General features: G+C 54.2%; 13 protein-coding genes. 6 read left to right on the plus strand and 7 right to left on the minus strand.

What is annotated here, in order from left to right; translation table 11 throughout:
- Window positions 1-52: 52 nt before the first annotated feature.
- Both GNT65_RS17795 and GNT65_RS17800 read left to right on the plus strand, forming a co-directional pair.
- Window positions 53-334 carry a Rho-binding antiterminator gene (locus tag GNT65_RS17795; RefSeq protein WP_160798547.1) on the plus strand — a complete coding sequence of 94 codons (282 nt, stop codon included), beginning with the start codon at window positions 53-55 and terminating at the stop codon, window positions 332-334.
- A 186-nt stretch (window positions 335-520) separates the two neighbouring features.
- Window positions 521-727, plus strand: a complete 207-nt coding sequence (locus GNT65_RS17800) for a cell division protein ZapB (RefSeq protein WP_160798548.1) — start codon at window positions 521-523, stop codon at window positions 725-727.
- A 69-nt stretch (window positions 728-796) separates the two neighbouring features.
- On the opposite strand, the gene GNT65_RS17805 is transcribed toward GNT65_RS17800, so the two are convergent.
- From GNT65_RS17805 to GNT65_RS17835, 7 genes are all read right to left on the minus strand, one after another.
- Complete coding sequence (locus GNT65_RS17805) at window positions 797-1,009, minus strand: DUF1107 domain-containing protein (RefSeq protein ID WP_041511813.1); 213 nt, start codon at window positions 1,007-1,009, stop codon at window positions 797-799.
- A gap of 339 nt (window positions 1,010-1,348) precedes the next feature.
- The gene (locus tag GNT65_RS17810) at window positions 1,349-1,960 is read right to left on the minus strand and encodes a thiol:disulfide interchange protein DsbA/DsbL (RefSeq protein WP_160798549.1); all 612 of its coding nucleotides are present in this window, start codon (window positions 1,958-1,960) and stop codon (window positions 1,349-1,351) included.
- A 129-nt stretch (window positions 1,961-2,089) separates the two neighbouring features.
- The gene (locus GNT65_RS17815) at window positions 2,090-3,091 is read right to left on the minus strand and encodes a serine/threonine protein kinase (RefSeq protein WP_160798550.1); all 1,002 of its coding nucleotides are present in this window, start codon (window positions 3,089-3,091) and stop codon (window positions 2,090-2,092) included.
- Window positions 3,088-3,393 carry a DUF3630 family protein gene (locus GNT65_RS17820; RefSeq protein WP_181006357.1) on the minus strand — a complete coding sequence of 102 codons (306 nt, stop codon included), beginning with the start codon at window positions 3,391-3,393 and terminating at the stop codon, window positions 3,088-3,090. The genes GNT65_RS17815 and GNT65_RS17820 overlap by 4 nt, the downstream gene beginning before the upstream one ends.
- A gap of 69 nt (window positions 3,394-3,462) precedes the next feature.
- A complete protein-coding gene (locus GNT65_RS17825) occupies window positions 3,463-4,911 on the minus strand; it encodes a protein adenylyltransferase SelO (protein ID WP_160798551.1) in 1,449 nt (482 codons plus the stop codon).
- 17 nt (window positions 4,912-4,928) lie between these two features.
- A complete protein-coding gene (locus GNT65_RS17830; protein WP_244952223.1) occupies window positions 4,929-5,333 on the minus strand; it encodes a hypothetical protein in 405 nt (134 codons plus the stop codon).
- Between the two features lie 260 nt (window positions 5,334-5,593).
- Window positions 5,594-6,427 (minus strand): hypothetical protein, encoded by an 834-nt coding sequence (locus tag GNT65_RS17835; RefSeq protein WP_160798552.1) that lies wholly within the window; start codon window positions 6,425-6,427, stop codon window positions 5,594-5,596.
- A gap of 322 nt (window positions 6,428-6,749) precedes the next feature.
- Between GNT65_RS17835 and GNT65_RS17840 the strand changes: the two genes are divergently transcribed.
- From GNT65_RS17840 to GNT65_RS17855, 4 genes are all read left to right on the plus strand, one after another.
- Window positions 6,750-7,151: a nitrous oxide-stimulated promoter family protein gene (locus GNT65_RS17840; RefSeq protein WP_160798553.1), complete on the plus strand. Its 402-nt coding sequence runs from the start codon at window positions 6,750-6,752 to the stop codon at window positions 7,149-7,151.
- 169 nt (window positions 7,152-7,320) lie between these two features.
- Window positions 7,321-8,193, plus strand: a complete 873-nt coding sequence (locus tag GNT65_RS17845) for a hypothetical protein (protein ID WP_239872427.1) — start codon at window positions 7,321-7,323, stop codon at window positions 8,191-8,193.
- Window positions 8,194-8,294: 101 nt separating this feature from the next.
- Window positions 8,295-10,373, plus strand: a complete 2,079-nt coding sequence (locus GNT65_RS17850; RefSeq protein WP_160798555.1) for a S9 family peptidase — start codon at window positions 8,295-8,297, stop codon at window positions 10,371-10,373.
- 135 nt (window positions 10,374-10,508) lie between these two features.
- Window positions 10,509-11,087 (plus strand): lipid-binding SYLF domain-containing protein, encoded by a 579-nt coding sequence (locus tag GNT65_RS17855; protein ID WP_144203877.1) that lies wholly within the window; start codon window positions 10,509-10,511, stop codon window positions 11,085-11,087.
- The last annotated feature ends 667 nt before the right edge of the window (window positions 11,088-11,754 follow it).

Below are 11,754 nucleotides of genomic sequence, written 5' to 3' on the forward strand. Positions count from 1 at the left end.
GGCGCCAAGCCGTTTACGTTCAAAGACGCACTCTTCGACCTAAGGAAAACCTATGACCCCCTATCGCATCATAGACTGTCATGTTCACGACCATCTGGAGCTGGCCTGTATCAAGGGTTATCAGCTGCTTATAGAGACCTCGACCGGGGAGATTCGAGCCACCGCCATCACGCTCACCACCAAGGCGGACAAGAGTGAGTATCTGACGGTGAAAAACGGGGCGGGCGAGCAGGCGATCCGCCTGGATCATATCCTGGCCATCACCCCCTTAACCCAAGGCGCAGCGTTTAGTCGCGTGGTGATCGCACCTACTGAGAAGTCCGAAGAAGATTAACGGCAGAGGTCGCCGACAGGTCGGCTACAAGCCATTCGAGGAAGTATGCTCACCGCGCCGACGAAATAAACAATCTTTAATCCATATATAGACGGATTTTTAGACATTTAGCACGAATTAGCTATTCACTCAGATAGCCGCACTGATAGAATCTAAGCACCATCCAGAAACTATTAGGACCTCCCCATGAGCCTTGAACTACTGTCCAAGCTGGAGACAAAAATCCAAGCGGCACTCGAAACCATTGAGCTACTGAAAATGGAGCTTGAGGAAGAGAAGCAGAAGAACCACACCCTGAGCGAACAGAATCAACAGCTGAGCCAAGATCTCAACTCTTGGAACGAGAAAGTCACCGGACTTGTGGGTCTGCTAAACGACGAAGTTAAAGAATAACATCAACAAGATTTCGTCTAAGCGAGTGAAAAAGCGCCCCTATGATGAGCGCTTTCGATGAGCGAAGACCTAAGCCGTCTTCGCCTCGTTATGTTGGTGCTCGATTAATTCATTCAATTCCATGATGGCGCGTTTTACCTGAGGCAGGCTCTGACGCGGCAACAAAAACTTTCCTTTCTCGAACTCTAATCTCCCCAGGTCTTTCACCCAGATCACCCCAGAAACAAAGATACGGGCATGTTTCACAATTAATTTCGGTGCGTAGACAGGAAAAACTCTCATGAGACCTCCAAGCAAGACCTGCTTTCTTTTTTTTATACTTAGATTCGACAGGTCTTGTACCATGTTAGTTTCAATTTTCTGAGCATTTTTTTCGCTAAATTTGACCCAGATGCCATAGTGCTAAAAATTCACCTTGTCTATCAGACCAATAGACTAGGACAAATAAAAAAATTGTCACTTGCCAAATTTTTGACGCGCTGGTAGATTGAATGAGTTACTCAGGGTAAATAGAGCTATTTAGCTCAATAACCGTATTTCCATAGCGACCGGAAATACGGTTTTTTTTATTCTGGGCAACAAAAAAGGGGCCCTAGGCCCCTTTCGATAACAAGCGGTCGATTACTTCATGCTCGTCAGGTAGTAAGCGATCTGTAGCAACTCGTCGTAAGACTTAATCGCGCCAGTCTCGACACGGTACTTACCGTTCACCACCAGGGCAGGTACGCCAGACAGCTTGGCATTCTCAGTCGCACGCTTCATCTGCGCCATCTGCGCACTCACCATGAATGAGTTTGCGGCGGCATCGAAATCCTTACCGGACACGCCATTGGCGATGAACAGCTGACGGATATCGTCGCGGCTAACGAAACGTTGCTTCTTGTCGTGGATAGCGGCAAACAGCGCGTGTTCCATCTTGTCTTCAACCTTCAGCTGATGCGCCACGGCGAAGGCACGAGACATCTCTGGGCCCATTTCACGACCGATAAATTCAACATGGTTCTGCTTAAACACTACACCTTCTGGCAGGTTAGCCTTGATCTTTGGCACCTGTGTCTTGGCAAAGTTATAGCAATGTGGACAGTAGAAAGAGAAAAACTCGGCGATCTCTGGCTTAGCCGTGGCCGGGCCATCGTTGATCACTGTGTAATGAACTCCCTCTTTGTAATCGGCGGCCAGTGCCGCCATAGGGGCAACTAAGAGTGCCAGTGCTACCAATAACGCTTTCTTCATTATGCTTCCTTAACAGTGCCAAAGCACCACTATGACAATAAGATTGACCATACCTTAAAGTGGTTTGGAGTCCACCTCAAGCGGATAAGTTCATTTTTCTGTTACAAATTACAGCCAACTTTACCCAGGCTAATAGGGGATCAGGCTGAGCGCTGGCTCATCCAACTTGGCCAGCTGCTCCTTGAAGGCCAGGATCTGCTGCTCCCAATATTTCTCCTCGCCATACCAGGGGAAATGCATGGGAAAGGCGGGATCCTGCCAGCGGCGACTCAACCAGGCGTTGTAATGCAACATGCGCATCGCCCGTAGCGACTCGACAAGATGCAGCTGACGATTATCGAAATCACAAAACTCCTCGTAGGCCTCGAGCAACACCTCCAACTGCAGGGTCTGCTGCGCGCGCTCCCCCGACAACATCATCCAGATATCCTGCACCGCGGGCCCCATCTTGGCATCATCCAGATCCACGAACCCCGGGCCATCAGGGGTCCATAGGATGTTACTGGGGTGTAGATCCCCATGCAGGCGTATCGCCTCACAGGGATACTGATGCCAGATGGCTTTCGCCTTCTCCAGCACCTGCTCCACTATGGTGAAATAGGCGGTCTCAAGGCTGGGCGGAACATGTTTAGAGCCCTTGAGCCAGTCAAGAGACTCATCGCCCAGCAGCTTAGGCGTCAGGGTCTGACGGTGCAGGAAGGGGCGCCGCTTGGCCATCTGATGAATACGGCCGATGAAATGCCCCACCTCCTCGAGCTGCTCTAGGTTATCCACCTCGAAGGCACGCCCGCCCATGGAAGGAAACAGCGCGAAACGATAGCCCTGATATTCCTGCAGTGAGAGTCCCTCGATGATCACAGGCGCCGCCACGGGGATCTCCTCCTCCACCAGTTCGGCGCAGAAGTCGTGCTCCTCCTGGATCTGCTCGTTACTCCAACGCTCGGGGCGATAGAACTTCACCACATAGCGCTGCCCCAGATCGCAACGAAACTGATAGACGCGGTTCTCGTAGCTGTTGAGGGCCAGCAGCCCAGTCTCTGGGTAGATGCCCACAGACTCTATGGCATCCAGGATAAGATCCGGCGTCAAGGCCTGAAAATGAAACCCCGCTCCTTGCATAGACTCTGTCATCTCTGTGACTCCAATAGACTAGCCAGATAGACGAGCACCTCGACCTCATCGTCACGCTCCACCGACAACCAGCAGACATCGCCATAAAACTCATAGTTCAATTGCAACAGGCTGCCCTCGAACTCCAGCAGCCATTGATGCCGGTCGGCGCCCCAGTGACGTTCGATCACCCGGCAATCCAGCGCCTTAACCAGCGCCTCGGCAAAAGGATCGAACTGGTCAAAATCGACATCGGCCAAGATAGACAGGCTCTTGGCCTGGGGCTCTACCTTAATGGCGCTGATCTTCAACTCTTGATTCATAACTTACTCAGGGGGTTCCCTGCCTCTTCAAACTAAATTCTGCTCAATCAGCATGCTGAACTAATAAGACTAACTACTACAGGACATGATAAGTCCCTGTCCCCATTCGGGTGGACGCTTGGCGTAGGCTTCCTTATCCGGCTGCTCGTCAAAGGGGCGTGTCAGCAGCCGGTGCAGCTCCGCCAGCGGCTGGGTATTGCCCTCTTCACAGGCAATAATCGCCTCTTGGGCCAGATAGTTACGCAGCACATACTTAGGGTTCACCTGTGCCCGCGCCGCCTGCCAGCTGGCCACATCACTCACCAGTCCCAGGCGCTCGCGATAGGCCTGATACCAGGTATCGAAGCCGGCGAGATCGATGAAGTCATCCCTGAGGGATGAATGTTGGCTATTCGGGTCCAGCTGGGTGAAACGGCGCCAGGTATTGGTATGATCCAGACGGTTGGCCTCCATCAGCTGGGTAAAACCGCCGATCAGCTGCAGATCTGCCTCATCTTGCTCGGCGCTTGCTGGCTCCTTGATGCCAAGCTTATCACGCATCAAGACCAGATAGGCCTGCACCAGATGGTGCTGGTAGGTATTGAGGGCGGCGATCAGATCGTCCGAGGCAATAACCGGCACCAAGGCCTGGGCCAGACGCTGCAGGTTCCACAGACCGACGCCCGGCTGCTGACCGAAGGCATAGCGACCGTCGGGATCCGAATGGTTACAGATAAAGCCCTCCTCGAAGGTATCGAGGAAGGCGAAGGGGCCGAAATCGAAGCTGTCGCCGAGGATGGACATGTTGTCCGTATTCATCACCCCATGGGCGAAACCGACGGCCTGCCAATGGGCGATCAGCTTGGCGGTATCGGCCACCACACGGTTAAACCAGGCGATATAACCTGCCTGATCAAGGCTCAACTCTGGATAGTGTTGGCTCAGGGTAAAGTCGATCAGCCGCTTGAGCTTATCCTTGCTGCCCTGCTCACTATGGCAGAAGAACTCGAAATGACCGAAGCGGATATGGCTCCTGGCCAGACGCACGGTAATGGCCGCCGTCTCCTGGGTCTCTCGCCACACAGGCAAATCAGAGCCTATCACCGCCAGGGCACGCGTGGTGGGGATATTGAGATGATGCAGCGCCTCGGACACCAGAAACTCGCGCACCGCGCTGCGCATCACGGCGCGGCCATCGCCATGGCGGGAATAGGGAGTCATGCCCGCGCCCTTAAGCGCCACATCCCAGTAGCCCTGTGGGCCCTTGGCCTCACCCAGTATGATGGAGCGGCCGTCACCGAGCTGGGGCGAGTAGCCGCCAAACTGATGACCGCTGTACACCTGGGCATAATAGCTGGCGCCCGGGATTGCCTGATTGCCCGCCAGCCCCTTTAGCAGCTCATCATCCGGCTGCTTCAGCCCTATTAGCGCGGCGGCATCTTCGCTCCAGGCCAGCCACTGGGGTCGCGGCAGCCCCTGAGGGGTCACCTGAGAATAAAACCCGCTTAGCTGGTCGAAATAATCTTGCTTAAACTTCATTGGCTTGCCCTTATGCTTCACTGGCTCACCGGAATTTCCAGGCGTTGACACTCAAGTTCGCCCGCCTCATTGCGCTGACAGCGCTCACCGCACAGATAGCTGCCGCGACCCGTCTGACTCAGCTTCATCATACCCGCGCCCTTGGCCAGGCACTGATCCAGCTGCTGATAGTAGCCACTGATGTGCTGATCCAGCTCCCCCTGACTAATCAAGGTCTCGGCAGATGCGCCTGGTGCCGCATCGGGATAATAGAAAAGTGTCCATTGTGGCACCTGGGTACAAGCCGTCATAGTTAATAGTAACGCCGCGAAAGCCATGATGCTGCGCATTTTGATCTCCTGTAGGCCACAGACTACCCAAGTTAAACGAACGCCAATATCGCTCATCGACCAGGGGCATACATGTTCCAGACATAACGTCATTTTCTGTCCATCCCTGGGACTCAATCCAGTCATCCTGCGAATGGGACATAAATGTTCCAGACATAACGCCATTTCCTCTCCATCCCTGGGCAAATGGCATAAATGTTCCAGACATAACGTCATTTTCTGTCCATCCCTGGGAAAATGACATAAATGTTCCAGACATAAAAAAGGCGACACTCAGATCGCCTCTTTAGTATTACTTGATTAGTTTACACGGCTATTCGCCGAGATGCAGTAGATTACTGCGACGCCTAAGATCAGGCCTGCGCCTTAGCCTTGGCCTTCTCGATACGGGTGATACGTCCCTCGAAGCCGGTAACCGTGCCATCTGTGAGCCCATAGCCTATGGCCGCCTGACAGATGGCAATGGCGCCGTCGAAGTCGCCACAGTCGTTGAGCAGAGTAGCCAGCTGCATGAAGCCGACGCCTTTCTCCTTGGTGGGAGCAGGCAGAGCCGCAAACAGTGATTGATAGTAAGGCGACAATGCCGCGCCATATTCGCGGTAATCTTCCTGCTTACGCTGCTTGTAACACTCGGCGATCGCCTGTAGCAACGCCACATGCTTACCCTCGGCCTCTGGCTCGGCGCGATATAGAGCTAAGGATGCGCTCAGCTTGTCGTTCGCCCAGGATTCGTCGGTCACCGCCAACATCTTGAAGGCTGGCTCTGGCTCTGGCTCTGGCTCTGGCTCTGGCTCTGGCTCTGGCTCTGGCTCTGGCTCTGGCTCTGGCTCTGGCTCTGGCTCTGGCTCTGCAGCAGCCTGCTCTGGGGCTTTTTCCGCCTCAAACGCTACATCGGCCGGCTTCTCCTCTGGGGTAACTTCTTCTACCGTTTCTTCGACAGCCTCGACGACCTCTGCCTTCTCAACGGGCTCAGTAGGCTCGAAGGTCACGCCTTCGTCGGCAGGGGTTGATACCACCTTCTCCGCTTCCTGGTCCACTTCCTCGCTAGGCACATTAACCGCTTCGCCCGATACTATCTTCTCAACCGGTTTCTGGGTTGCTTGTTGCTCTTCCTGTGCCAGTCGCTGTGCTCGTTTGTACAGGTACACGCCCACCGCTACCAGCAAAATAATGGCTATATATTTCATTATCATCCACCGTTGATTAATCGCGCCCAGTATCAGGCAGTTTCATATCGCAAATATGTCTAGATATTAACCGATATTATTAGTCGATTCTCTTGCTATAAATCAAATATTTATACCTCTTTTTCGTTCGGGTATCAAAAACAGCCAATAAAATCATACCTAGGGGATGAAAATGGTCCTCTCAGCCTTGGTTTTCCCAGGCGGACTGCACCGGCCAAAAGTGCCATTTTGTGCGCATCTTCATAGTTTCGCGCCTTGCTTTTGTGTTCGCTTTCGCCTCGGGCTAGGCTAGCTATAACCCAGTAAACAAGTCGGATATATCATGAGTCAAGAGATCCTAAGTGGTAAGCTGCTGCGAGAGTTCAAGACGATCGCCGCCATGGTACATATCTATTGCAAGGACCACTGCGAGGCCAAGGGCGATGTCGCCAACTGCCCAGAGTGCAGCGAGTTTCTCGAGTATGCCCACACCAGGCTGGATCGCTGTCCCTATGGTCAGGACAAACCCACCTGTAACAAGTGCCCTGTGCATTGCTATAAGCCAGAGCCAAAGGCCAAGGCGAGAGAGATCATGATCTATTCCGGCCCGCGCATGTTACTGCCCCACCCCATCATGGCCATACGTCACCTGTGGGCCGAACGCGGTCCTGTGCCGGGCAAGCCCCCCGCGGCGGCATCTAACCGTCACCTGAGACTGGCCAAGGAGAAGCAAGAGTCCTCCTAATCCATGATGACGGCCCAGCAATAATCTGGGCCAATAGCGACCGAAAATTACCTTGAGTTAACCGGCTATTTCCAAGCTGAGATCAGGGCCGTAACCCCTGGCGGGAATTGATGGCAAAATCCCATCTCACCCTTGCCTCGGTGACCATTTTGCGTCAACAATGAGCACCATGGATACGCACGCTCACGGCTTATTATTTGAAGGATACTGGTGGCTCTCCTTGCTGGGTGGCCTGCACTGTATCGGCCTGGGGCTTTACCTCAGGTACCTCTACCGTGACCGCAACGACAACCACAAGCTACTAGGCGCCATCTTCAGCCTGCTGGCCCTCTACTTTCTTACCGGCCTGCTCAACAGAGACAACTCGCCCCTGCCGCTGCAACAGCTGTTTATTCTGCTGATCCCGGCCTATTTCCTGCTGATGCCCATGCTTTATCTCTATTGCTATCGTAGCCTGCACGACATCAGGGGGTCTATCGGTCTGTCGCGCCACTTTATGCCTGCCATCGCCCTAGTGCTGGTGATCGGCCTCAGCGTGCTGCTGAGCGGCGAGGTGAGACAGCTACTCACGACGAGTAACCTCACCCAGCTAAACCATGTCACCCTGCTGGGCACCCTGTTACCCCTGCTGCTGGTGCTGCAGACCGGCCTCTATTTCTACGCCATATTGCGTCTGCTGCGCCGCTTCAAGGGACGGGCCCACCGCGCCCATCAGGACAGCCTAAAGGATATCAAATTCAGGTGGCTGCTGGCGCTGACACTGGCCATGTTGACCAACTGGCTAGTACGCATGGTGTTGGTAATACTGCCCTACCTGCTGGGAGATAAGGTCAGCCTGGCGGCCCAGGCCAGCACCCGGCTGTTTCTGCTTCTCAGCCTCTATCTACTGGCCCTCTACGGCCTCAAGCAGATCACCATGTCGGCCTATCTCAGGGGCCGTCTCGCCCCGGATCTGCAACCTAAGGCAAGCAGCAGTCGTCAGCTGCTCAGTGCCGAAGAGCTCAACTACCTGCAACAACTGCTGCAATCCGACAAAAAATAATTAACCCAATTTATACCTAAGCGGTTTTGCGTTAATGTATTTGGGCTTAACCACCTCAATTAACAAGAATTACTCAAGCAACCACTAGAGAAGGGATCAAGATGGGAAGGGGATATCGACTCACCGCGTTGGCGGCGATCTGTGCGGCGACTATGGGACTGAGCAGCGGCGTATTGGCCGCCGAGCGTACTCACCAGATCACCACGGATGACTTTTTCACCATAGGCAACATGGGCAACGTTCGGCTCAGTCCAGATGGTAAACATGCACTCTGGCTAGAATCCCGCTGGGACAAGGAGCTGGACAAGACCCAGAAAGATCTCTGGCTTATCGATACCAAGTCGCGCAAGACCAGCCGCCTGACCTTCACCAACGAGAGCGAGTCCAGCCCTCAGTGGAGCCCGGACGGTAGCGCCATCTACTACCTGGTCAAGCAGAGCCGTGAAGACAACAAGGCGCCATACAATGGCAAGGCTCAGGTGTTCAGAATCAACCTGGGCAGCACTGAGGCAGTGCCTGTCACCAAAGAGGCCGAAGGGGTAAAGCAGTTCCAGCTCAGCCAAGATGGCAAGAGCCTCTACTTTCTCGCCAACAAGACCACCACAGACAAAGATATCTGGGCCAAGGTAAGAGCTAAACACGGCGCGCCTAAGTATGGTCACGGCAAGGTCACCACCAACCCCCTCTACAAGCTAGATCTCGACCACTACCAACAGAGCCTGGTACTGGACGATGACAAGGTGGTGTGGAACTTCAGCGTCAATCAGGACGCCAGCCAGATCGCCCGTATCACCACACAGGACAACGAGCTGGTCAACCTGGAAGGCTGGTCGAACATAGAGGTGTTCAACACCCAGTCACAGCAGAACAAGGTGCTGGAAGACAGCGCCTGGCGCGAACAGGCGCCCTCGCCTTACGGCTGGCTACTGGGCCTGGCCTGGCATGAAGACAACCAACGCCTGGCGTTTCGCATCGACTTCGACGGCCACCCGGGCAAGTTGTTTGTGGCTAAGCCACAGGACGACAAGGCCAAGCCAATTCAGGTGAAGACAGAGGGCGATGTCACCTTCAACTCCAGCGACATCCATTGGCGACCAGGCAGCGACGAAATTTGCTATCGCGGCTACGACCATGCCAGAGTCAAACTCTTCTGTAGCGAGATCGAGCGCAAGGGCCAGGGAGATACCCGCACAGTACTGGCCGGCGACCTGGTGATGGGCAGCTATAGCTTCAGCCACAACGGCAAGAAACTGGCCTTCAGCCACAACGGCCTGGATCATTTCAGCGACCTCTTCATCGCCGATGCCGCCAGCAAGAAGGCCAAATACAAGCGCCTGACCAACATCAACCCTCAGGTCGACAGCTGGATCCTGCCAGAGATCTCTGTGGTGAAATGGACCGCGCCCGACGGCAGCCAGGTGGAGGGAATACTGGATCTTCCCGCTGGCTACAAGAAGGGCGACGGCCCGCTGCCGCTGATCGTGCAGATCCACGGTGGTCCCACCTCGGCCACCCCCTACGCGCTGCAACACAGATCCTACGGCCGCGCCACCTTTACCGCCAACGGCTGGGCACTGCTGTCGCCTAACTACCGCGGCTCTACCGGCTATGGCGACAAGTTCCTCACGGACCTAGTAGGTCAGGAGCATGAGATAGAGGTGGCCGACATCATGGCCGGTGTCGATCATCTGATCAAACAGGGCATCGCCGACGGTGACAAGATGGCGGTGATGGGCTGGAGCAACGGTGGCTACCTCACCAACGCCCTCATCAGCACCACCAATCGCTTCAAGGCCGCCAGCTCGGGCGCCGGCGTATTCGACCAGCGCCTGCAGTGGATGCTGGAAGACACCCCAGGCCATGTGATCAACTTCATGCAGGGCCTGCCCTGGGAGAAGCCTGAGGCCTATACCCACGGCTCGTCGCTGACTCACGCCGACAAGATCAAGACACCGACCCTGATCCATATAGGCGAAAACGATCAGCGCGTGCCACTGGGTCATGCCCAGGGCCTCTACCGCGCCCTGAAGCACTACCTGAACGTGCCGGTCGAGTTGGTGGTCTATCCGGGTGAAGGCCATGGTCTGAGCAAATACCAGCACAGACAAGCCAAGATGGACTGGGACAAGCTGTGGTTCGAGCACTATGTGCTGGGTAAGCAGATGGACGAGGCTAAGTAAAAGCCTATTTGTTAGCTGAACCCGAGCTGACATCAATCGAAAAAGCGCCACTTTTGGCGCTTTTTTCATCAACAGGCGTTTTCATTCTTAACCAGTCGAACTATGCTAAAACCATCCAAATCGATGGAGGTCATCATGCATAAGTATCTGTCTACCTTAATTCTAAGCTGTTGTGTGGCATTGGGATTATTGACGTCCCCCATGACGCTCGCCGCCGACAGCTACAGCGAGGCGATCGCCAACTTCAAGAAAGCCCCGGACACCCAGAAGTTCTTCAACTCCGCCTATGGCTACGCCATCTTTCCCACCGTCGGCAAGGGCGGCATAGGCATAGGCGCCGCCTACGGTAAGGGACGGGTCTACAAGGGCGGCGCCCATACCGGCGACTCCAGCCTGACCCAGCTGTCCATTGGCTTCCAGCTCGGCGGACAGGCCTACAGCGAGATCATCTTCTTCAAAGATGCCAAAGCTTATCAAGAGTTTACCAGCGGCAGCTTCGAATTTGGTGCCACCGCCTCGGCGGTCGCCATCAATGTCGGCGCCAATGCCCAGGTGGGTACCACAGGTAACTCGGCGGGCGCCGGCCAATCGGGTGCCAACAAGGCCGCCAGCGCCGCCTACATCAACGGCATGGCGATCTTCACCGCCGCCAAAGGTGGCCTGATGTATGAAGCCGCACTGGCCGGGCAGTCTTTTACCTTCGAACCCAAATAGCGGGCATCTGTGAGGGAGTCAGATGGCTCCCTCCTTTCTTCTTTCCCATCTCAGGGTGATTTTCAATAATCGACTTGATAACGAAGATTGTTCTGCGCTTTTCGGAGTGAAGCGTCGATCTGCCTAGGGGTTTATGAAGGGAGTTTGAAGCCATAGCTTCATGGTGAACTTATTGCCTGCGGCAGGTGCAGCACTAGACTATCTAGCTGCATTTCATCGAAGGGCTTATTAACTGAGCATCAAACTTATTTTGATATTTGGAAGGTTAACTTTGAACCCTGGCTTCATGGTGTATCAATTGCCTGCGGCAGGCTTATGTGCAAGCACACTTTTGGCACGCCGAGATTCCGTCCCTGGAGGCTTCACGGCGGCGTCCTTGCCGCCGAGAGCCAAAAGCGTGCTTACACTGGTATCTATCGTCTCTTCGATTTGACCGCTTTTGTTCCCCACAGAACATTCAAAAACAAAATCATATTTGGATATTTCCGAGTTAGTTTTTTAGTTCTAATTAATGGCTATCGAGTGAAGATTTATATCGGCTAACGCCCGCATCTAGGGAATCCCCAGATAATTCCTTGTACAATCAATTAGTAGACACGCATGGTGCTGTTTGATCTAATCAATTTCGCCAAAAACAAACTAGAACAACACCATGCGCGACATTACA

It is taken from the genome of Shewanella insulae (assembly GCF_009831655.1).
GTDB lineage: Bacteria > Pseudomonadota > Gammaproteobacteria > Enterobacterales > Shewanellaceae > Shewanella > Shewanella insulae.

Bases quoted from the DNA above. Each gene is read 5' to 3' on its own strand.
- GNT65_RS17810 (WP_160798549.1), bottom strand. From the start codon at position 1,960: ATGAAGAAAGCGTTATTGGTAGCACTGGCACTCTTAGTTGCCCCTATG.
- GNT65_RS17835 (WP_160798552.1), bottom strand. From the start codon at position 6,427: ATGAAATATATAGCCATTATTTTGCTGGTAGCGGTGGGCGTGTACCTG.
- GNT65_RS17805 (WP_041511813.1), bottom strand. From the start codon at position 1,009: ATGAGAGTTTTTCCTGTCTACGCACCGAAATTAATTGTGAAACATGCC.
- GNT65_RS17840 (WP_160798553.1), top strand. From the start codon at position 6,750: ATGAGTCAAGAGATCCTAAGTGGTAAGCTGCTGCGAGAGTTCAAGACG.
- GNT65_RS17850 (WP_160798555.1), top strand. From the start codon at position 8,295: ATGGGAAGGGGATATCGACTCACCGCGTTGGCGGCGATCTGTGCGGCG.
- GNT65_RS17855 (WP_144203877.1), top strand. From the start codon at position 10,509: ATGCATAAGTATCTGTCTACCTTAATTCTAAGCTGTTGTGTGGCATTG.
- GNT65_RS17820 (WP_181006357.1), bottom strand. From the start codon at position 3,393: ATGAATCAAGAGTTGAAGATCAGCGCCATTAAGGTAGAGCCCCAGGCC.
- GNT65_RS17815 (WP_160798550.1), bottom strand. From the start codon at position 3,091: ATGACAGAGTCTATGCAAGGAGCGGGGTTTCATTTTCAGGCCTTGACG.
- GNT65_RS17800 (WP_160798548.1), top strand. From the start codon at position 521: ATGAGCCTTGAACTACTGTCCAAGCTGGAGACAAAAATCCAAGCGGCA.
- GNT65_RS17830 (WP_244952223.1), bottom strand. From the start codon at position 5,333: ATGACGTTATGTCTGGAACATGTATGCCCCTGGTCGATGAGCGATATT.
- GNT65_RS17795 (WP_160798547.1), top strand. From the start codon at position 53: ATGACCCCCTATCGCATCATAGACTGTCATGTTCACGACCATCTGGAG.
- GNT65_RS17825 (WP_160798551.1), bottom strand. From the start codon at position 4,911: ATGAAGTTTAAGCAAGATTATTTCGACCAGCTAAGCGGGTTTTATTCT.
- GNT65_RS17845 (WP_239872427.1), top strand. From the start codon at position 7,321: ATGGATACGCACGCTCACGGCTTATTATTTGAAGGATACTGGTGGCTC.